At 54.4% G+C, this 19,778-nt stretch carries 14 protein-coding genes; 4 read left to right on the top strand and 10 right to left on the bottom strand.

Annotated elements, in window-relative coordinates:
• Positions 1-96 precede the first annotated feature (96 nt).
• The 6 genes from J2I46_RS07390 to J2I46_RS07365 all read right to left on the bottom strand — a co-directional run bounded on the left by J2I46_RS07390 (position 97) and on the right by J2I46_RS07365 (position 8,321).
• Positions 97-2,454, bottom strand: a complete 2,358-nt coding sequence (locus tag J2I46_RS07390; protein ID WP_207328369.1) for an ABC transporter permease — start codon at positions 2,452-2,454, stop codon at positions 97-99.
• A 138-nt stretch (positions 2,455-2,592) separates the two neighbouring features.
• Positions 2,593-3,414 (bottom strand): DUF4097 family beta strand repeat-containing protein, encoded by an 822-nt coding sequence (locus J2I46_RS07385; RefSeq protein ID WP_207328368.1) that lies wholly within the window; start codon positions 3,412-3,414, stop codon positions 2,593-2,595.
• A gap of 5 nt (positions 3,415-3,419) precedes the next feature.
• Positions 3,420-4,277 (bottom strand): DUF4097 family beta strand repeat-containing protein, encoded by an 858-nt coding sequence (locus tag J2I46_RS07380; RefSeq protein ID WP_207328367.1) that lies wholly within the window; start codon positions 4,275-4,277, stop codon positions 3,420-3,422.
• Positions 4,278-4,415: 138 nt separating this feature from the next.
• Positions 4,416-5,267: a zf-HC2 domain-containing protein gene (locus J2I46_RS07375; protein WP_207328366.1), complete on the bottom strand. Its 852-nt coding sequence runs from the start codon at positions 5,265-5,267 to the stop codon at positions 4,416-4,418.
• Positions 5,251-5,781 (bottom strand): RNA polymerase sigma factor, encoded by a 531-nt coding sequence (locus tag J2I46_RS07370; RefSeq protein ID WP_207329134.1) that lies wholly within the window; start codon positions 5,779-5,781, stop codon positions 5,251-5,253. The genes J2I46_RS07375 and J2I46_RS07370 overlap by 17 nt, the downstream gene beginning before the upstream one ends.
• Before the next feature lie 176 nt (positions 5,782-5,957).
• Positions 5,958-8,321 carry an outer membrane protein assembly factor BamB family protein gene (locus tag J2I46_RS07365; RefSeq protein ID WP_207328365.1) on the bottom strand — a complete coding sequence of 788 codons (2,364 nt, stop codon included), beginning with the start codon at positions 8,319-8,321 and terminating at the stop codon, positions 5,958-5,960.
• A 389-nt stretch (positions 8,322-8,710) separates the two neighbouring features.
• Here J2I46_RS07365 and J2I46_RS07360 point away from each other — a divergent pair, with 389 nt between their 5' ends.
• Both J2I46_RS07360 and J2I46_RS07355 read left to right on the top strand, forming a co-directional pair.
• Positions 8,711-9,049, top strand: a complete 339-nt coding sequence (locus J2I46_RS07360) for a PadR family transcriptional regulator (protein WP_207328364.1) — start codon at positions 8,711-8,713, stop codon at positions 9,047-9,049.
• A 16-nt stretch (positions 9,050-9,065) separates the two neighbouring features.
• Positions 9,066-11,738, top strand: coding sequence for an ABC transporter permease (locus tag J2I46_RS07355; RefSeq protein WP_207328363.1), 2,673 nt, complete (start codon positions 9,066-9,068; stop codon positions 11,736-11,738).
• Between the two features lie 68 nt (positions 11,739-11,806).
• On the opposite strand, the gene J2I46_RS07350 is transcribed toward J2I46_RS07355, so the two are convergent.
• Positions 11,807-12,514, bottom strand: a complete 708-nt coding sequence (locus tag J2I46_RS07350) for a LytR/AlgR family response regulator transcription factor (protein WP_207328362.1) — start codon at positions 12,512-12,514, stop codon at positions 11,807-11,809.
• Between the two features lie 50 nt (positions 12,515-12,564).
• On the opposite strand from J2I46_RS07350, the gene J2I46_RS07345 reads away from it, so the two are divergent.
• A complete protein-coding gene (locus tag J2I46_RS07345; protein ID WP_207328361.1) occupies positions 12,565-13,104 on the top strand; it encodes a biopolymer transporter ExbD in 540 nt (179 codons plus the stop codon).
• A gap of 210 nt (positions 13,105-13,314) precedes the next feature.
• Here the strand turns inward: J2I46_RS07345 and J2I46_RS07340 are convergent, their stop codons facing one another.
• Complete coding sequence (locus tag J2I46_RS07340; protein WP_207328360.1) at positions 13,315-14,883, bottom strand: sensor histidine kinase; 1,569 nt, start codon at positions 14,881-14,883, stop codon at positions 13,315-13,317.
• 222 nt (positions 14,884-15,105) lie between these two features.
• Here J2I46_RS07340 and J2I46_RS07335 point away from each other — a divergent pair, with 222 nt between their 5' ends.
• Complete coding sequence (locus J2I46_RS07335) at positions 15,106-15,891, top strand: hypothetical protein (protein WP_310589001.1); 786 nt, start codon at positions 15,106-15,108, stop codon at positions 15,889-15,891.
• A gap of 88 nt (positions 15,892-15,979) precedes the next feature.
• Here J2I46_RS07335 and J2I46_RS07330 read toward each other — a convergent pair whose 3' ends face one another.
• Together J2I46_RS07330 and J2I46_RS07325 are read right to left on the bottom strand one after the other, a co-directional pair.
• A complete protein-coding gene (locus tag J2I46_RS07330; protein ID WP_207328359.1) occupies positions 15,980-17,092 on the bottom strand; it encodes an OmpA family protein in 1,113 nt (370 codons plus the stop codon).
• Between the two features lie 219 nt (positions 17,093-17,311).
• Positions 17,312-19,711, bottom strand: a complete 2,400-nt coding sequence (locus J2I46_RS07325; RefSeq protein WP_207328358.1) for an ABC transporter permease — start codon at positions 19,709-19,711, stop codon at positions 17,312-17,314.
• Between the last annotated feature and the right edge of the window lie 67 nt (positions 19,712-19,778).

The raw sequence follows: 19,778 nt of genomic DNA, 5'->3' as shown, positions 1-19,778 counted from the left end.
CACCGATTCGGCGAGCGGCGGACCGGCCTAGTCGAAGGGCCCAGCGAAAGCAACATACAGCGCGAAGCCTACAGCAAAGGCATTAATGTTATCTTATCACTCACTTCGTAAGCTCTTCACGGGGTCCATCAGGGCAGCTTTGATGCTTTGAAAGCTGACGGTAAATAAGGCGATGGCAATGGCTATCGTACCGGCAAGGGCGAACACCCACCAGTCGATGTCGATGCGGTACTTGAAGTCGAGCAGCCACTGGCTCATCGCGTACCAGGCAACGGGTGAGGCCAGCAGTATGGCGATCAGTACCAGCCGCAGGAAATCTTTACTGAGCAACGCCACAATGTTCGGCACGCTGGCTCCCAGCACTTTCCGTACACCAATCTCTTTCGTTCGCTGTTCAGCGGTGAACATGGCTAGTCCGAACAGGCCGAGGCAGGCGATGAAGATGGCCAGAATGGCGAAGTAGTTGGCCAGCTTACCAATCAGGGTTTCGCTCTTGTACTGCTTCTCGAAACTCTCATCGGCAAACTGATAATCGAACGGGTACGCCGGGTTGTACTTCTTCGTCAGCTGCCGCATACTCGCCAGGGCTTTCTCGGTTTGACCAGGCCGGGTACGTACCAGCAGTGTGCTACTGTAGGTAGTGTCGAGGCGCAGAATCAGCGGTTCAATGGCCACGCGTAGCGAGTTGAGGTGGAAGTTCTTCACCAGGCCGACGATCTTACCCGGCTTTTGCCAGAACTTCAGGTACTGACCAACCGGGTTTTTCATGCCCATTCGCCGCGCAGCCTCTTCGTTTATCAGGTAATTGGTTGTGTCAGTGACGATATTTTTCGAGAAGTCGCGTCCGTCGAGCAGCTTCACTTTCATGGTGCTCAGAAAATCATAGCCGACCGGCATCTGCGTAAACAGCGTCTTGTCGGCCGGATCTTTACCCGTCCATTCCACGCCAATCGTCGAGTTGCCGATTTCCATCGGATCAGAACCCGACGCGCTCACATCCTGAATGCCGGGCGATTGCAGCAGTTCCTGCTTGAACGACTCATATTGCTTCGGCAAATCGCCTTCCAGCGCCATATACACCACGTTTTCGCGGTCGAGGCCCAGGTTTTTCGTGCGGATAAAATCGACCTGCCGACCGGCAATCAACGTACCGATGATGAGCAGCAACGACAGCGCAAACTGGAAAACGACAAGCCCCTGCCGGAAGAGCACAGCCCCGGCGTTGAACCGCAGTGTGCCTTTCAGAATACGCACCGGTTGCAATGACGACAGGAACAGGGCCGGGTAGCTGCCCGAGATAATACCCGTAATCAGCGCCAGCCCCAGTAACGTCAGCCAGTAGATCGGGTCGGCGTAGTGGATCGTGATCTGCTTCTCGGTCAGCCGATTAAAAGCCGGGAGCAGGAGTTGTACCAGCACCACGGCAAACACCAGCGCCATGCCCGCCGTGAGTATCGCCTCGCCGATGAATTGACCAACCAGATACATGCGCTCAGCACCCACGACTTTCCGAATGCCCACTTCCTTGGCGCGTTTGGCCGATCGCGCCGTGGCCAGATTCATGAAATTGATGCAGGCGATGATCAGGATAAAAATGGCCACGACCGTAAATAGTCGCACGTACTCGATGCGGCCACCGTCGCGCTGGCCGTTGGTGAATTTCGAGTACAGGTACGTGTCTTCAAACGGAAACAGGAAGGTAGTGATCGTAGTCACCTTCTTCTCGTGCTGCTGCACCATGTTCAGGATCTTGGCATTGACCCGGTCCGGACTGGCGGCTGGATGAAGCAGGGCAAACGTGCGGATGCCGTTGTTTTCCCACTTGTTCATCCATTCGTTTTTCGTTTCGTGAGGCCCCAGCGGCAACACGAAATCGAATTTCAGCGTGGAGGTTTCGGGAATGTCACGCATGACGCCCGTGATCTGCCGGTTCTCCTTATTGTCGAACTTGATGACGCGTCCCAGCACGTTGGTGGTGCCGAAGAATTTCAGCGCCGCCTTCTCCGAAATAACGATGGACGTAGCGCCGACAATGGCCGTTTTCGGGTTACCGTGGCTAAGCGGAAACGTGAAAAGCTGGAACAGATCGGCACTGGCATAGCGGCCTTTCTCTTTGTAAGCTTTCTCGCCCACCGTCAGCAGATGTTCTTCCTCCCAGGTGATCTTCACGGTTTTGTCGATCTCCGGAATCTCGGCTTTCAGCGCAGGTGCCAGCGGTCCCGGTGTGGCCGACGTGGTGCTGACTTCGTTGCCCGTCCATTTCTGATTCTCAAAAACCTGATACAGGCGCGGCCCGTTGACGTGGAATTTATTGATGCTCCGTTCGTCGTTCACCCACAACAGGATCAGCAGGCTGCAGGTCATGCCCAGGGCCAGCCCGAGCACATTGATGAGCGAAAACGTCTTGCTTTTGACAATGTTACGCCAGGCGATCTTGATGTAGTTGCGGAACATAACGTTGAGTAAGGGTTGAGGAAATGATCTACTGCCAAGACGATTGACCGGTCAATTCATTACAAGGATGCAGGAAGTAGGTTTAGCGTTGCGTAGGAGTGCTTCGCGCTGTAGTGCTTCGCGAGCTAGGCCCCACGCCTACTTCGCCTTCCGGATGTAGATACTGCCCTGCATGGTCTTCATCATCACCTCGGGGCCGCCGTTGTTGATCTTGCCATACACCCAATCGTCGACCGTGACGCGGTACATGCCCGACTGGCTCGAACGCGTCGCTTTAGGCTGGCTCTTATCTACATCGATATCGAAGTCGCTATAGACGTCGCCCATGTCTGACTTGAGCTTCACGTTGGCCTTTACCGACGCCGGGAAGGTCACGTCTACCTTGCCGTTCAGGGTCGAAAAGGCCATCGGTGTTTTGTTGTCGACATCACGGAACGTGGCTTTCAGATCGCCATTCACCGTCTGCGCCACCGCCGAACCGTTGATGTTCGTCAGCTCAATAGCCCCGTTGATGTTGTTGATTTCCAGCTCGCCCGTCACGTTTTCCACCGTGATGTCGCCGTTGTTGATCGTGTGCAGTTTCAGCGAAAACCGCTGCGGCACTTTGATGGTCAGGTTCACCGCTTTCTGATGGCTCCCCGAATGTACCTTCACGGCATTGTTCTTTTCCTCGGCGGTTATGTCGAAAGAATTGCCGCCCGAGATGCGGCGCATCCCCCCGGCAGGCTGGTCGTTGTTCTGGGTACGTTGCCGGCCCGATGTTGCCGCGTCGATGACAATGTCCTTCCCCGAATAGCCAACCACGTGGATGAAGCCGTTGATCAGATCGACGTTCAGCGAACCGGTTTTACCGGGGTCTGTGAGCGGAACAACGAGTTGCTCCTTCACGTCATTCTGGGCGAGCAAGGGCGTTGCAGTTATTCCCAGCAACAGGGCAATGCGTATGAATGAATTAATCATTGGATTCACGATTGTTTTTTGATGTATACATTTCCGTTAAACGTTTCGAAGCGCAGGGTTTTGCCCCCATTACCGATGCGAACGGCCGTTGATTTGTCGAGCTTATAGACGGTCTTGTCGCCTTTCTGCTCTTTGTTTTTCGTCACCTCAACGGGCAGCATGGTTGCCTCCGGGTAATCGGTGTAGAACTCGCCCTGGAACGTTTTAAAACGCAGATCAGCCGACAGATTCGCTGGGTACGTTACGTTGATATTCCCATTGAGGGTGTAGTACGACGATTGATCAGGCGGAGTGGCGGGGTAGTTGGCGTCCACGTTGCCGTTGATTGTTCGTGCTTCGGTTTTACCCCGCGCGTTGGTCATCTTAATGGCCCCGTTGATGTTGCTGACCTTCAGCGCACCCGCCACATCGGTCACCGTGACGTCGCCCCGGTTGATAGTCGAGACCACGATGTTCATCTCTTTCGGGATTTTCACCGTGAAATCGAGCGTGAAGTCATAGTCGACACGAATGTTACGCTCTCGGTTCCGGTTTGGTCGTGAATCGAACGGTTCGATGATGTAGGCAAACACGGTATCGCCTTTCTGCTCGAACTGGAGTTTGAATTCCTTCCTGCCCGCCTCCAGCACATCGGCGGTTTTGGCCGTCATCCGTTTATCAACCTCGAAGGCCACCTTGCTACCCGACGTGCCCTCGACCTTGATGAAGCCGTTGATGTTATAAATGGCCAGTACGCTGGCGTTGGCGCTGTTCGGCAGGGAAAATTCCTTGCTGATATGCTCCTTGTCTTCAGTCGATTGCGCCACCGATTGGGCACAGGAAATCACGAGCCCCATCAGAATGGGGAAGAATAAGTTGATCATAAATGAAAGGGGAAAAGAGTGTATTGCTTGGGGATAAGGGTAGGGGGCTTGAGGTTGCTTCGCGAGATGTTTTTTTGTCATCCCGACGTCAGGAGAAATGACAAAAACGACCTATTACCCAAGCCCCCAACCCCTGCCTCATGACAGTTGCCGGATCGTTTTTTCCAGCTTGGTTTTTACCAGTTCATTGGTGCCCGGTTGCTTCAATAATTGTCGGAGCGACTTTAGGGAGCGTTTTTCCTGCAACTTCACCATCACGTCGGCCAGGGCTACCTGCACCAGCGGCGACTCCTGCCGGGTCAGCGATTGCACCAGCCCTTCACGTACCCGGGCGTCCTGCGCTTTGTCGGCCAGGGCTTCGAGCGTCACCAACCGTACATTCACGTTTGGGTCGTTATTCAACGTCATCAACAGCGCATCGATCACCTGCGAATCGGTATCGTCGATGTCTTTCGTGTAGCTCACCGCCCGCAGCCGCTCCGTGGCCGACGGGTTTTCGAGCAGTGAAAGCATCATCATCTCACGCATTTCCTGCACCTGCGCCGTCAGCGTGTCGACCCGCTGCTGGTAGGCGACTTCCGGCGTTCGCTGGCGTTGCGCCCAATAGCCAACCAATACTCCTACACCCAGCAAAAGGGCGCTGTAGGCAAGGCGCATGATCAGTTTCGGCGAAAACCGATCCCTGATCCACCGCAGTGCACCCGACTGACCCAACAACGTACCTGAGCGAGCCTCTTTTTCTTCAGCCTCAAATTCGTCGAGCATGGCGTAGAACTGGGTACGTACCTGGGGGCCGGGCTGGGGCGTAGGCACGGTTCCCATCTGCTGCCAAAGCTGTCGGCTGGTGGCCAGTTCCTGCTGACAGGCAGGGCAGTTGGCCAAATGCCCCTCAATGGCCGCCCGTTCGGCTGTCGACAGGTCGTCGGTCAGCCAGCCGGGCAGGTGGCTGATCAGCACGTCGCAGGAAATGGGTTTATCGTTCGTATTCACTGTTCAGATAGATCTTCTTTAACTCATTCATGGCCCGGTGCACCCGAACCTTGATGGCCCCTTCCGTGGTGTCCAGAATCCGGGCTATTTCATTGTAGGTCAACTCCTGATACCGGCTCATCACCAGCACCTCCCGATGATCGGCACTTAGCCGCCCCAACGCTTCCTGCAACAGGGCCATTTCCTGTTCCTTGTGCAGCGACTCGTCGGCCAGTGGTCCACCGCCGATTCGTTCGGCATAGGCCTGCACGTCGTACTGCTGCGCCGACCGTCTGTTCTGCTTCTCCGAATCGATCAGTACGTTGCGGGCCAGGTGGTACATCCAGGTTCGAAACTCCCCCTCGCCGGTAAACGTGTGGCGGTATTTCAACATCCGGTAAAACACCGTCTGTACCATGTCTTCGCTGGCATCGGCGTGGCTGCTCATGTGGTACAGGAAACCGAAAAGTTCACGATGGTACCGCTCGAAGAGCAAGCCCATCCGGTTCAGATCGCCCGATTTAACCTTGAGCATCAGTGCATTGTCCGTCAGCGAATTCAAGCGTTTGCCGAGTGAGGTTGAGGAATTTGACGTGGAAACCGTGGAAGTTGAGGAAGGTTACAGGGGAAAGTGAGAATTTTTTGCGGGGGAGGCTAGTGGCTTCGCACTGTAGGTTGCTGACGCTTCATGCGAAGCCTCTCCCCCGCCCCTCACAGCGACAGCGCTACGAGTTCACCGGGGTGGCCGATGGCGCCAACAGCTACGACGATGTATTGTTTACCGTTCACCGAATACGTCATGGGCAAACCAGCCTGATTGGCGGGCAAAGTCAACTCCGATACAATAGCTCCCGTTGCTTTATCGTAGGCTCTGAACTTGTTGCCACCACCGCCATCAGACCCGTACAAACCTGCGCCTTCACCGGCAAACAGCAGGGTTTTGGTTACCAGCATGCCCACTCGATCGGGCAAACCGGTTCGGGGAATCTTCAGGCCTTTTAGGGCAGGTACGTCGGTAACCCACTTGGGCGTATCGGCGTTGGGAATCATCCATTTGTGGTCGCCGGTGTTCAGGTCGATGGCCGTAATCCGGCCGTAGGGCGGCTTTACCAGGGGCAGTCCGTACGGGCCAATACGCGCGTTGCCCATGTAGGCGACATAGTCCATGTCTGACAGGCTGGGCGCTGCTTCAAGACTCATCGGCCGGATCACCGTACTTGATGACACGTAGAGCATGCCCGTTTCGGGATCTACCACGCCGCCCTGCCAGTTGGCTCCGCCCACGGCATCGGGCAGTTGCAACGTACCCAGGTGGTGGGGCGGATCGTAGGTGCTGACGGGCGTGAACAGGGGCCCTCTCTTGTATTGGCTGACAATCTTCAGCGCCTGTTTTTTGATAGCGGGCGTGAAATCAACCAGTATATCGTCTGAATAGCCTTGCCGGTCAAAGGCTGCCGGTTTGGTTGGAAATGGTTGCGTAGGTGCTGTCCATTCGCCTTTCACGTCGCTTTTGGGAACAGGCCGCTCTTCGATGGGCCAGACAGGCTTGCCGGTAACGCGGTCGAAAACGAAGGCAAAGGCCTGTTTGGTGACCTGCACCACCGCTTTTATAGGTTTACCAGCTACCCGAATGTCGGCCAGAATGGGCGGGGCGGGTAAGTCATAATCCCAGATATCGTGGTGAATAAGCTGGTAGTACCAGACCTTTTTACCCGTTTTTACGTCCAGACAAACCAGGCTCTGCGAGTAGAGATTGTTGCCGGGCCGGTGCCCACCGTAGAAATCACCCGTGGCGGCTTCCAATGGCAGGTACACGTAGCCCAACTCGGGGTCGGCGGTCAGTGGTGCCCAGGCAGCGGTGTTTCCGGTGTATCGCCAGCTGTCGTTCTCCCAGGTTTCATTACCCGCTTCGCCCTGCTGCGGTATGGTATGGAAGATCCACAGGCGCTTCCCGGTTTTCACGTCATACCCCATGATGTCGCCCCGCGCCTGATTTTTGGAAACGGGTGCCAGCCCCACCGGAAACGAAGCCCCCATGATGATCACATCATTGACAATGATGGGCGGCGAAGTAGAGCCGATCGTTGTGGTGAGTGTGTCGACAGACTGGTCCAGGCCTTTTTTCAGGTCAACGATTCCATTATTGCCAAAATCAGAGACCAGATGCCCCGTTTTAGCCTCCAAGGCCACTAACTGAAAACTAGGCGTGATGTAGATGACCCGGTCGTGGTTCTTGTCGGGCGATGTCCAGTAAGCCACGCCACGGCCCGAATTCTGGCGGGGTACGTAGGTTTTCCGTGCTTTTTCGTCGAACCGAAACGTCCAGAGCGTCTCACCCGTTTCGGCGTCGATGGCAGCCACCGTCCGACTCAGACCGGCCGTTGTGTAGAGTATCCCATTGACCATCAGGGGTGTCGACTTGAAATAAAATTCCGGGCTGGGTCCGAAATTGTCGGTTTTCCACCGCCAGGCGACCTTCAGGTTTTTGGCGTTCTCTTTATTGATCTGCGCCAGCGGTGAGTAGTTCGAACTGGCATAGTCACCCCGATGCTGTCGCCAGTCACCTTCGACCGTGGTGGGTTTCGCGTTATAAGGCGCGGGCGTGAACCGCATGCTGACGCGCGTGGATACAGGCGGCGGGGTGCCCATCAGCGTCCGCGCCAATCCTTCTTTAGACCCAGGTAGCGCCACCTCCCCGTCAGGAAAACCATTCGTGTGGAGGATGAAGGCAACCAGCGCCGCGTACGAGGCATTATCCAGCGAATGCGGGTTGGTCTTAGGCATGGTCGACCGAGTCAGCTCGAAGAGTTGGGCCAGCGATTTATCTGCCCATTTGGCCACAAACCGGTCGCCAACCAGGGCATTTCCGCCCTCGGTGCCGCGTAGATCCCGCCCGTGACAGGAAGTACAATGGGTCGTAAATAAAACGCCCCCCTGCTCGGCCTGCTTTTTGGTGAATACCCCCCCGTTGGCGGTTACTCTTTCTTTTTGATTGACACGCTGTTGTGCGGTTAATGCTGAACAAAAAAGCAGATGGATGGACGCGATACCAGCGAGTATAGTCAGCAGTTTCATGGTAATATGGCAGGGTTTCTTCTAGCTAAAAAGTATAGAGCACAGACAACTATGAGGCTAACCAATTGATCGTTAATCGCCTGACTAGCGAAGTGAACATTTCGTTCATTGAGCTCCGCGCTGGTGCGTATTGCTGACGCGAGGCCCTTCGACTAGGCGTCAGCAATACGCACCAGCGCGGAGTATCCATAACTCACGTTAAAAACGAAGGCACTGCTATATCTCCCCACCGCCAGGGTCGCAACGCCCATTTCTGGACGGCGATTGTCCGAAATCGTACAGGTTCGTTTGGCTGAAATGGCTCTGATCGGTCAGAAATGATCGTTTCTACCGTTGGCACTCCATTTGTTTAGCAAAATTATAACTAATCATTCCTGACCGAACACTCAATGCGAAGGGCTTTTTTGGGAGAGTTTGAAGAGATCGTACTGCTGGTAGTGGCCGCCTGCCCTACCGACGCCTACGGGGTTACGATCTGGGAAGACGTGCAGCAGCAAACGGGCCGGTCGATCACCATGAGCGCCGTGCATACCACACTGTATCGGCTGGAAGAGAAAGGCTACCTATCGTCGGTGCTGGGTGGAGCCACCGCCGAACGGGGTGGCCGCCGGAAACGCTTCTTTGCGCTGACGCCCCTGAGCGTTCGGGCCTTACAGGATAATCAGGAAGTACGCAACCGGCTCTGGAAGGCTATTCCGCAAGACAAGTTTCAACTCATTGTCGGCTGACCCGGCCACGTACCCAATGGCAAACGAAACGAATCAACCCCGTCCGCCCCGCCTGCCCGACCGCCTGCTCGAATGGTGCTGTGCGCCGCACCTGCTCGAAGACGTGCAGGGCGATCTATACGAAGTGTATTACAAACGACTGGCACAGGCAGGACCCGTCAGAGCCCGCCGCGAGTTCACGCTGGCCGTTTTTCATTACATCACGCCGTTTTTTCTCAAACGTAAACCCCAGGAAACCCGCTCAGACGAGTACCCGGCGCCCTCACTCCTATCACTCAGTATGTTCCGCAACTACCTCACCATCGCCCTCCGAACGCTGGCGCACAACAAAGCCTACTCGATCATCAATGTGGTTGGTCTGAGTATTGGCCTCGCCGTAGCCATGCTGATCATACTCTACACCAAAGATGAGGTCAGTTACGACCGCTTCCATGCCAACACGCCTACCCTTTACCGCATTACCAGTCGGCAACTAACGCCAGCCGGAAAGCAGGAGGGCGTCGAAGGAAACACGGGAAATTTGCAGGGGCCGAAGTTCAGCGCCGGCATTCCTGAGATCCAGTCGTTTGTTCGCTATCGGGAAGACCGGCACGATATCAAGCGCGGCACAGAGGTGATTAGCCAGACCGTTTACGCGGCCGATACCAGTTTCTTTTCGGTGTTCTCGTTCCCCCTGCTGAGCGGCGACCCTAAAACGGCCCTGCAGCAACCCCATTCGGTGGTGATTTCGGCAGATATGGCTGAGAAACAGTTCGGCACGACCGAGGCGCTGGGCAAAACGATTCCGGTCAAGAACACGATCGATGCCAAAGAGGTATTCGAGCCGTATACTGTGACGGGTGTGGCGCAGAACAGCCCGCAGAACTCGTCCATCAAGTTCGACATGCTGATTCCGATGGTTGTCAGTCAGGAAGAAATGGCGAGTCTGGAAAACTGGTTTAACATATTCCAGAACACGTTTGTGGTGCTTAGTCCCAATGCCGATCTGCGGGCAGTGGAGGCCAAAATGAACCGGATTTACCTCGCCGACGCCCAGGCTTCCATCAAGATGATGGCCGATAAGTTTGGCGTAAAAACCAAGACGGAATACGCCCTGCAACCTTTCACAGCCATGCACCTGAGCACTGAGCTACCTGCTACCAATGGGCTGGTCGACAAGAGCAATCCAAACTTTTCGTACATCCTGACGGGTATTGCGCTGTTCATACTGCTGATTGCCTGCATCAATTTCGTGAACCTGACCGTGGCGCGGTCGCTGAAACGCGCGAAAGAGATCGGCGTGCGGAAAGTGGTGGGCGGGGGACGTACCCAGCTCGTGATTCAGTTTCTGGGCGAGTCGTTTCTGCTGTGTTTCGGCGCCTTTGTGCTGGCCCTGCTGCTGGTGCTGGTCTCGCTGCCTACCTTCAATCAATTAGCCAATAAGCAGCTGGCGCTCTCTTATCTGTTCGATGTGAAACTGGTAGTTGGGTACGTTGCGCTGTTTCTGACAACGGCCTTTCTGGCTGGCTTTTATCCGGCGCTGGTGCTGTCGAACTATAGCCCTGTGCAGACGCTCTACAACCGATTCAACCTCGCCGGGAAGAACTATCTCCAGAAATCGCTGGTGGTGCTCCAGTTTGCGCTGGCTTCCTTCCTGATCATTGCTACGCTCATCAGCTACGCGCAGTTCAACTACCTGACCACCAAAGACCTGGGCTACGACGATAAAGGCCTGGTTTCGGTTGGCAAGCCAAGACTGACGCACGCCGAAGCAAACGTATTGACAAACGAACTGCTAAAGAGTCAAACCCTTGTTGATGTAGCCCCGAAAAACGGCGGACAGTGGGGTACGGTTGCAAAAGTAAATGGCGGAACTGAGATCAATTTCGCCTACGAAACGGTCAGCCCGTCGTACCTGCCGATGCTTAAAATCCCGGTGGTGCAGGGACGTAATTTCTCGGTCGATCTCCCCACCGATTCGACCCAATCTGTGCTGGTCAATGAAGCGTTCGTGAAGGAAGCGGGCTGGAAAAACCCGATTGGGCAGGTCGTTAATTTCTGGTATAGTAACGACGAAAAATACATCGTGGTAGGCGTGGTGAAAGACCACCATTTCAACGATCTGAATAAGACAATTACGCCGCAGCTATTTACCATGAAACCGAGAAATATGTACGGCCGGGTGTTTATCAAGATCAAGCCCAACACCGAAACGGCCAGCCTGCGCCATATCGAGCGGGTATTCAAACGCCTGTTCCCGCTCACGCCTTACGCGTATAGTTTCATGGATGAGGAGAACCGGAAACGCTACGAGTCGGAAGCGAAATGGAAGCAGATCATGCTGTTTGGTGCCGTACTGACCATTTTTATCTCCTGCATCGGCCTGTTCGGACTAGCTACGCTATCGGCCGAACGGCGCACGAAAGAAATCGGGATTCGGAAAGTCCTGGGTGCATCGGTGTCGAGTATTATTCAGCTACTATCAGCCGATTTCCTGACGCTGGTAGCGCTCTCCTTCCTCGTTGCGTTTCCGGCGGCCTGGTATGTCATGCGCGAGTGGTTGCAGAACTACCCCTACCGCGTCGACATCAGCATCTGGACGTTTGTGGCGGCTTCGGCACTCGCTATTCTGGTTGCCTTCCTGACCGTCAGCTTCCAGTCGATCACCACTGCTCTGACCAATCCGATCAAGAGTTTACGAAGCGAATAGTGGTGTTGTGTACTGTAGGCTTTTCCATTTTCCAGCACGTGTGGTCAACGGCATCAGGTAGCATCGTGCTAGTGAAGTTTAGCCTTAATGCCAGCTACGGCTTCTTCATACGACGCACCGATGGGGATAACGTACCCAGCCACGGTGATGTCCTGACGGGATAATTTGGTGATCTTGTTCACCGCCACGCAGTACGACCGATGCACCCGAACGAACTGATCGGGCGGTAGCAGCTGGAGCAGATCGGTCATGGTTTGGCGGGTAAGCAGTTTCCGGGTGGGTAGCACCAGCGAGAGATAATTCCCGTCGGCTTCGACGTAGAGTAGCTCGTCGAGCATTACCTTTTCGTCTTCGTAGCCCGTCTTCACAAAAATAGAGTCAGGTACGTTGTTGCCCGTTCGTAGCGCCTGTATATCAAGGGCTTTGGTACAGGCTTTCAGGAAGCGGGCCAGCGAAAAGGGTTTCAGCAGGTAATCAACGGCGTCGAGTTCGAAGCCCTCTACAGCATAATCGGAATAGGCCGTGGTAAAGATGATCATCGGCACTTTGGCGGTCCCGCGACCGGGCAGGCATTTCACCACCTCGACGCCCGAAATGTCGGGCATTTTGATGTCGAGGAATAGCAGGTCAACGCGGTTAGTTTGCAGCCAGGCAATGGCGTCGAAGGCATCGGTGAACGTGGCTTTCAGGTCCAGAAACGGCACTTTGGCCGCATGAAGCTTAATCACTTCCAGCGCCTGTGGTTCATCATCAATCGCAATGGCAGTTAAGGGCATGATATGGATTTTGTGGATGTACGGCATCCTGACGTAAACTGACTACCAATATGAGAAGAACGCGCCATACCCGCCAACTCCCCCGCGCCGACATGACGCCATTGGTCAACATTGCGCTCTTGCTCATCGTATTTTTCGTGTGGGTGAAGCAGTTGCAGCGGCCGGTTGTCGTGCCAGTACACGTATCCCTTAAAGGTAAGTACGATGCATACGAGCCAGTAAACGCTACATTGTTCCTGCTGGATCACAATAGAATTGGCGTGCTAACGTACCTACCCGACGGCAGCAGTGCAGAGTTTCAGGAAGTTGATTACTCGGTAGACGGCCTTCGGAGCAAACTGACAAACATTACCCTAGCAAAAGGCGCCATTGTATCAATTGCACCTATGGGCCAATCAACATGCAAGAACCTGGTTGATGTGCTCAACGAAGTAAAGCTAAATGGACGAATCACGTATGAACTCAATTACAAACTATCCCTTGACGACGAACATATGATATCTTCCTATCAACAACTTAAGAAGAGACTCAATCACAAACCAATCTTATTAAAGTTACCTATTTACCCAGAACAAATAATCGACGCGTAGCCATAAAAGACAAATGCGCCAGACCCTACACTTGAAGCCCCAACAGGGGCGGCATGTCAATAGCGAGTGCGTTGCCCCTACCGAATTAGCTCCGGCAGGAACGACATATAGGATGAGGTACTATTGACATGCCGCCCCTGTCGGGGCTAAGTATGCGCTAAGACATTCCCTTTCTAATGACACATCACTCCTGAGGGGGTTACAAGGCGTTCACCAGTACACCAGCGTCAGCGAGACGAAATAATCCTGATCGGACTGCTGAATGTCGAGTTGGTGGCGGCCGGGATAGATCAGGTCCAGCCGTTTACGCACATTGTCGAGACCAACGCCGGATTGATCTTCTTCGGGGTCATGGCGGTCCGGTTTGGCGTGGCGGGAGTTGTGTACCTTGAAATACAGCCGGGTATCGTCCAGCGTCAGCGTAATGTAAATCCACGATTTGTGGCGCAGGCTGATACCATGTTTAAAGGCATTCTCCACGAAAGGTGTCAGCATCATGGGCGCGAGGTAGATGGCCCGATCAGGTTCCTGAATGTTCACCCGAATCTCGATATCGTGCGACTCATCGATCCGCATGCGCTGTAGCTCGATGTAGTTGCGGAGGTATTCCACTTCCTTGTCGAGCGGAATGCGGTCGCGGTTGTTCTCCTGCAACATAAACCGCATCATGTCGCCGAGTTTCTGAATACCGTCGGCCGTTTTTTCGCCTTTCTCTTTCAGGGCCGTGGCGTACAGACTGTTCAGCGCGTTAAACAGAAAATGCGGATTGATCTGCGCCCGCAGGCTGGCCAGTTCCGCCACCCCAACCGATACCTGGGTTTGCAGGACCGTTTTCTCTTTGGTCAGGGCCTGCCGGAGATAAGCAAACGCCACAGAGGCAATAAGGACAATGACCGAACATACCATGATCATCTCCTTCACATTGTAGTAATAAAAATAGGTTCGAGCTCCCCAGAGAATAGTATTGGCCAGGATAATCGTTAGCAGGTATACGCCGATGGTGTTGGCCAGCATTACCTCCGACAGGCGAGGTTTTTTCAGGATAGGGATGATGTAATTGTAGACATACGACTGAAAGAATATCACCTGAATGAGTAGACCCAGCGTGAGTAACAGATCGCCAAATCCAGACTCAAAATTCCATAGAGCTTGCGGCACATAGCCGTTGATGGCGAACGTCAGCATCAGGATACTGATGCCACCCAACAGCAGGTAGCTGACAAGTTGAAAATGGATCGTGGTTTCCTGGGCAATGCGGCGGTAGAGGAACTGATAGTACTGATAGGCCAGTTCGTACGTACCCAGCACAATACCCAGCCCGATGGCATCGGCCAGCACCGTTCGTTTTCGGTATAGTGAATACGCTTTCATCCCGATGATATCACCGGAGCTGTTTTCCATGAAGCGCAGATGAAGTTTCAAATAATGATACACCAGCGCACTCGCCAGTAGCAATACCACTGCCGCGCCGCCATAGAACCAGCCCTGCCGATCGTTTATGTGCTCCTGAAGTGCTGGAAAAGCCAGATTATGAAACACGTACCAGGCCACTAAAAACAGGCACACCCCCGCAATCAACGGCACATTGTTGTTCAACGTGTGGCTGTAATGATCAAGATTACGCCAGAGCGTAGCCAACGGCACCTTATTCCGCTGCACGCTCTCGATCATGTCGTTATATCGATAAATTTCCTCGACCAGCCGCCTGATGACATAAATCGTAGCCGCGCCGACGATGAACCACGGTTCGAACCGATTAATGAGTGAAGTAGTACGCATAGTTTCCGTTTACTTGTTGGCCAAAACTAGGCGCGGCCAGCAGGCGCGTGTTGGAAATGGGTTGAACCGGTCGAAAAATGGGGTGAATCGGCGCGGGGGGTGTGGCTTGGCGAGGTAATAAGTATTGCTTCGCCAAGCCAAGTAATTTCCAAGCATAAACCACCACAACTAACAAGTAGAAAGCCAGCGTAAAACGGGTTTTACGGGCAAACCTTTTTTATTGTGAAACATCTACTACGTACCTGCCTACTCCTTGTTTGCGTTGCCCTCACTGCTCCCGTTTTAGCGCAGACAGCTTCCAAAACATACACCTACCTGATCTTCCATAAGCTAGCCCCCGGCAAAACCATTCAGGATGCGCTGCCGGTCGAGAAAGAATGGAAAACCGTGAATCAGGCCGCCGTCGACGAAGGCAAGCTCATTGGCTGGCACATGATGGTGAAGCAGTTCAGCTCGAACCCCAACACCAGCGAATATGACTACGTCACTTGCATTGTATCGCCCAACATGGGTATTGGCGGGGCCTCACCAGCCGCGATGGCGAAGATCTACGGCGACAGTGTTCAGGTACGTATGGCCGACCTTAACCGTCGCGACCGCCTGACCGCACCCGTCGTAAAAATCGAAGTCTGGGAAAATACCGACGCCCTGTTCGGTCCTGATTTCGGCCCCGGCAAAACCAACACCGTCATCGTCGACTTCCTGAAACTCCGCGACCCACTAGCTGATTTGTCAGGTACGTTGGCCGCGGTGAAACAGGCCCGCACTACGCAGATTGGCGACAAGAAACTAGGGGCCTGGAGCTTCTCGACGCTGATGGTACCCAACGGTACCGAGAAAGGTTACGGCTTCGCCATGACCCGCCCCGTATCGAACCTGAACGCACTGGCCGAACCCGCCGACCCAAAGTTGGCCGCCGCCCAGAAGCAGTTTATTCGTACGTTCGAAGTCGTTCGGCAGGAAGTATTCCGCTTCGAGCAATACACGGTCCGGCCTGTGGCTAAATAGGCAAGGAGCTTGGGGCTACGGGGCTTTGTCATCCCAACCGGTCCGCCGGTGCGGCCAGCAGGGATGACAAAGCCCCGTAGCCCTCTACCTACTTCACCACAAACTCGACGCGGCGATTTCTGGCGCGGTTGGCTTCTGTGTCATTGCTGGCGATGGGTCGCGAGCCGCCGTATCCCGTCGTCGTGATCCGGTCTTCGGCAATACCGTGGCGGGTTAAGTAGTTCATCACCACCCGCGCCCGGTACTCCGACAGTGTCTTGTTTAGGCGGGGATCACCGACGTTATCTGTATGCCCATCCAGCTCGATGTGCCAGTTCGGGTTCGTCCGAAGGGTTTGAATCAAGGCATCCAGTTCAGGCAATGATTCGGGTAAGAGGATGTAGCTGCTCTGCTCAAACTGCACATGCTGAAGGATGGTCGGTTTCCGTTCTACCAATGCTGGCGCAGATGAAACAACGACAGGCGCTGCAACGGCGATTACTGTCGTTGCCACTGGCTTTGTGCTTATCACCGAATTACTGACCGGTGGTTTAACGGCTACACTGGTAGCGGCAACAGACGGTTTTCTACCGGGGTTAGCCGAAAGTGGTAGTTTGGAAGTGGTCCTGGCTACTGCAACCGAAGCCACTACCGGGGGCGTTGCAACGGGCTTTGGCAACGCTGCACCGGGCGGGGCTGGTAGCCGGAAATAGCGCGGCGCGATCAACTCCCCGATGGGCTCGCCGAATTTCAGGAACGGTTTTTCAGCGTCGGGACGTACCCAGTATAGCTCGATGACCCCGCCCAACATATCGTTGAAATAATCGACCCGAAGATCGTACAGTTGACCGGCCTTCAGCTCGATGCTGCCGGTAAATTTGCCTGAGTCGTTCAGCTTCCAGACGTCCATCACCTTGCGATTACCCACCCAGATACGGATACCATCATCGACTTTGGCATTGAACGTGTACTTACCTGACACCGGAGCCAATAGCTGACCCGTCCAACGTATTGAATAGTATGACCTGTCGAGGCCAGTGGCAGGACTTCCGATTTTCCAGGTGAAATTCAATTGCGGGTCAATCCGTGTCAGCACTTTATGCTCGAAGCTGGTCCCGTTATAATACTCTCCCTTCAAGCCAGCTTGTTGTGATTGCTGCGCCACGGCATGGTTTGCGAACAGCCAAATCAGCATACCTCCCAAAATGCTCCCTCCCTTCATGATCGGCTAACGTTGATTATTTAGCTTGATGCGCCGAGTGCATTTATTCACCAGAGCAATCCAACACGTCAATTATCAGCGTGAATTCGGGAGTTGGCCTCAGCTATTTGATGGGCGGCGTTTTGCGTAGCCTGATGGATCATTTTGTGAGGATGATTAGCTAGATTGCTTTCGCCTGGCCCTTCGACCGCAGCGGCAATCCACTTTATACCGATCCACTCATTCACTTCGCAACGACTGCACCGGATTCACCAGCGCCGCTTTGATGCTTCGATAACTGATGGTTAGCAGCGCAATGGCAATGGCTAACGTACCGGCGAGGGCGAAGACCCACCAGCCAATACTGACCCGGTAAGCAAAATCCTGAAGCCAGCCATTCATCACATACCCGGCAATGGGCGAGGCGATCAGTAGCGCAATAAATACCAGTTTCAGGAAGTCGGAAGAAAGCAATGCTACGATACTGGTTACGCTGGCACCCAATACTTTACGCACGCCGATCTCTTTCGTACGCTGAACCACCACGAACGATACCAGCCCGTAGAGCCCTAAGCAACAGATCAGGATAGCGATGCCGGTGAACACGTTGATCAGCCGGGCCATCAGCGTTTCTGTTTGGTAAAAGCGGGCCAGTTGCTCGTCCAGGTACGTGTATTCGAATACGTCGTTGGGATACAGTTGCTGCCACGTTTGCCGGATCCGCTCCAGCGTTTGCGCCGGCTGTTGACCGGCTATGCGGATGCTCGCCTGCGCGTAGCGGTCGGTCTTACTGGCAATGATGCAGGGGCCAATTTCTTCACGGAGCGACTTCTGATGAAAATCCTTTACCACCCCCACAATGGGCATTGGCACCGCCGACAGATGATACTGCATGGTTTTGCCCAGCACCTGCCTGGGGTCGTGGAAACCGAGTTGATGCAGTAGCGTTTCGTTGATGAGGTATTCGCGGATAGTGTCGCTGACCATGATGTTTCGACCGGCCACGAGCGTCAGGCCGTAGGTATGTAGGTACTCTGAATCGGCAATGCGTTCGCGAACGGGGAATTTCTCCCAGTCGGGCCGGTTGTCGAATTTGAACGAACCGCCAAACAACTGATCGTTGGCGGGCGACCGATGGTTGAAGCTGATCGACTGAATATCGGGGTAGTGTGCCAGTTGCTGCCGTAACGTTGTGAGTGTAGATGTTTGGTTGTTGGGTAGCCTGACCATAACGACATTATCTTTCCGAAAACCCAGATCGGCCTGCTGTACGTAACGTACCTGGCGGGCCACCACCAACGCCCCGATGATTAGCGCCTGACAGATCACAAACTGCGTCACCACCAGCGCCTGCCTGACCGTTATGCCCCGCCCCACCGACGAACGGATCAGTTTCCCCCGCAACACCGCCAGCGGCGAAAAGCCCGACAGCACTACCGCCGGATACCCACCCGCCGTCACTATCACGATCAGCAACAGCAGGCCGACAAAACCAACGGTTTGACAGCCGGGCTGAATTGACAGGCTGAGCTGCGTCCAGTTATTGAACAGCGGGAGCGTGGTGACCACAATCAGCAGGGCCAGCGAGGTAGCAGCCACAACGATCAGCGCGGTTTCGAGCAGGAACTGCCCCATCAACTGGCTGCGCGAACTACCCAACGATTTACGAATACCTACTTCCTTACTGCGCCGAAGTGCCTGCGCTGTAGCGAGGTTCACGAAGTTGATGCACGCCGCCACGATCAGCAGTATACCCACCGCGCCCAATGACCACACCAGCGACTTCCGAATGGTCTCGCCGCCCCGCGCCACGTCGAAATGCACATCGCGCAGGGGCTGAATCGAGAAGCGGAATACTTTGCTCATATCGCCATACTGCTTCTTCGACAAGGCCGAAAAACTGGCAGTCAGGCTGGTAACTGCGTTCGGGTCTTTCAATGTTGCGTAAACCCGATTGGTGCTGTTGAGGTAATACCAACTGGTTTCCTCGTAGCCGGGATCGAGCGCTTTGAGGGTTGCCAGCGAGATGAACAGACCCAGGTTTGTGTCGGTCGTGGTGGGTGGCTCAGCCAGCAAGCCAGTGACTATGGCTTCCGTTTTGTTGTTCAGCGTTAACGTTTGGCCAATCGGGTTTTCGTCGCCGAAATAGCGCTTCGCCCATGACTCCGTCAGCACCACGGTATTTGGTTCGCGGAGGGCCGTTTTCGGGTTTCCCTGCAGCCAGGTGTAGTCCAGTATATCGAACCATTCGGGTTCAACCAGCCCGGTGCCGGTATGTTCCTGAAAACGCAGAGGCGTAGTCTGCTCCTTTCGTTTCACACTTACGGTCAGTTCGCGGTTCATCATCAGAAACGCCGCCTGCTCCACTTGTGGATAGTCACGGCGAAGGGCCTGAGCCATTGGCAGAGCCGATTCGGCGTTGTATTCGATGGTACCGTCATCGAGATACAGATCGGTCATGACCCGAAACGTCCGGTCGAACTTAGCGTGGTGCCGGTCGGTGCTCAGGTGGTGTTCAACGAAAAGAAAGAGCAGAAGCCCACCCGCTAAACCAACAGACAAACCGATGATAGTCAACGCCGTATAGGTACGTTGGGTACGTAGCTGGCGCAGGGCCATCTTAAGGTTTTCGCGAAGCATGTTGACTTTGTTTCGGTTATATTCAACGAGAGTATTGTGAATTAGGCAGTGCTTTTATCATCCCGAA

The sequence above is a fragment of the Fibrella forsythiae genome, from assembly GCF_017353175.1.
In the GTDB taxonomy this organism is placed as follows: Bacteria; Bacteroidota; Bacteroidia; order Cytophagales; family Spirosomataceae; genus Fibrella; species Fibrella forsythiae.
This window is presented reverse-complemented; position numbering and strand designations above follow the sequence as displayed.

Coding starts and splice junctions, on each gene's coding strand:
- J2I46_RS07390 (WP_207328369.1), bottom strand. CDS start 2,454: ATGTTCCGCAACTACATCAAGATCGCCTGGCGTAACATTGTCAAAAGC.
- J2I46_RS07385 (WP_207328368.1), bottom strand. CDS start 3,414: ATGATTAATTCATTCATACGCATTGCCCTGTTGCTGGGAATAACTGCA.
- J2I46_RS07380 (WP_207328367.1), bottom strand. CDS start 4,277: ATGATCAACTTATTCTTCCCCATTCTGATGGGGCTCGTGATTTCCTGT.
- J2I46_RS07370 (WP_207329134.1), bottom strand. CDS start 5,781: ATGCTCAAGGTTAAATCGGGCGATCTGAACCGGATGGGCTTGCTCTTC.
- J2I46_RS07365 (WP_207328365.1), bottom strand. CDS start 8,321: ATGAAACTGCTGACTATACTCGCTGGTATCGCGTCCATCCATCTGCTT.
- J2I46_RS07360 (WP_207328364.1), top strand. CDS start 8,711: ATGCGAAGGGCTTTTTTGGGAGAGTTTGAAGAGATCGTACTGCTGGTA.
- J2I46_RS07355 (WP_207328363.1), top strand. CDS start 9,066: ATGGCAAACGAAACGAATCAACCCCGTCCGCCCCGCCTGCCCGACCGC.
- J2I46_RS07350 (WP_207328362.1), bottom strand. CDS start 12,514: ATGCCCTTAACTGCCATTGCGATTGATGATGAACCACAGGCGCTGGAA.
- J2I46_RS07345 (WP_207328361.1), top strand. CDS start 12,565: ATGAGAAGAACGCGCCATACCCGCCAACTCCCCCGCGCCGACATGACG.
- J2I46_RS07340 (WP_207328360.1), bottom strand. CDS start 14,883: ATGCGTACTACTTCACTCATTAATCGGTTCGAACCGTGGTTCATCGTC.
- J2I46_RS07330 (WP_207328359.1), bottom strand. CDS start 17,092: ATGAAGGGAGGGAGCATTTTGGGAGGTATGCTGATTTGGCTGTTCGCA.
- J2I46_RS07325 (WP_207328358.1), bottom strand. CDS start 19,711: ATGCTTCGCGAAAACCTTAAGATGGCCCTGCGCCAGCTACGTACCCAA.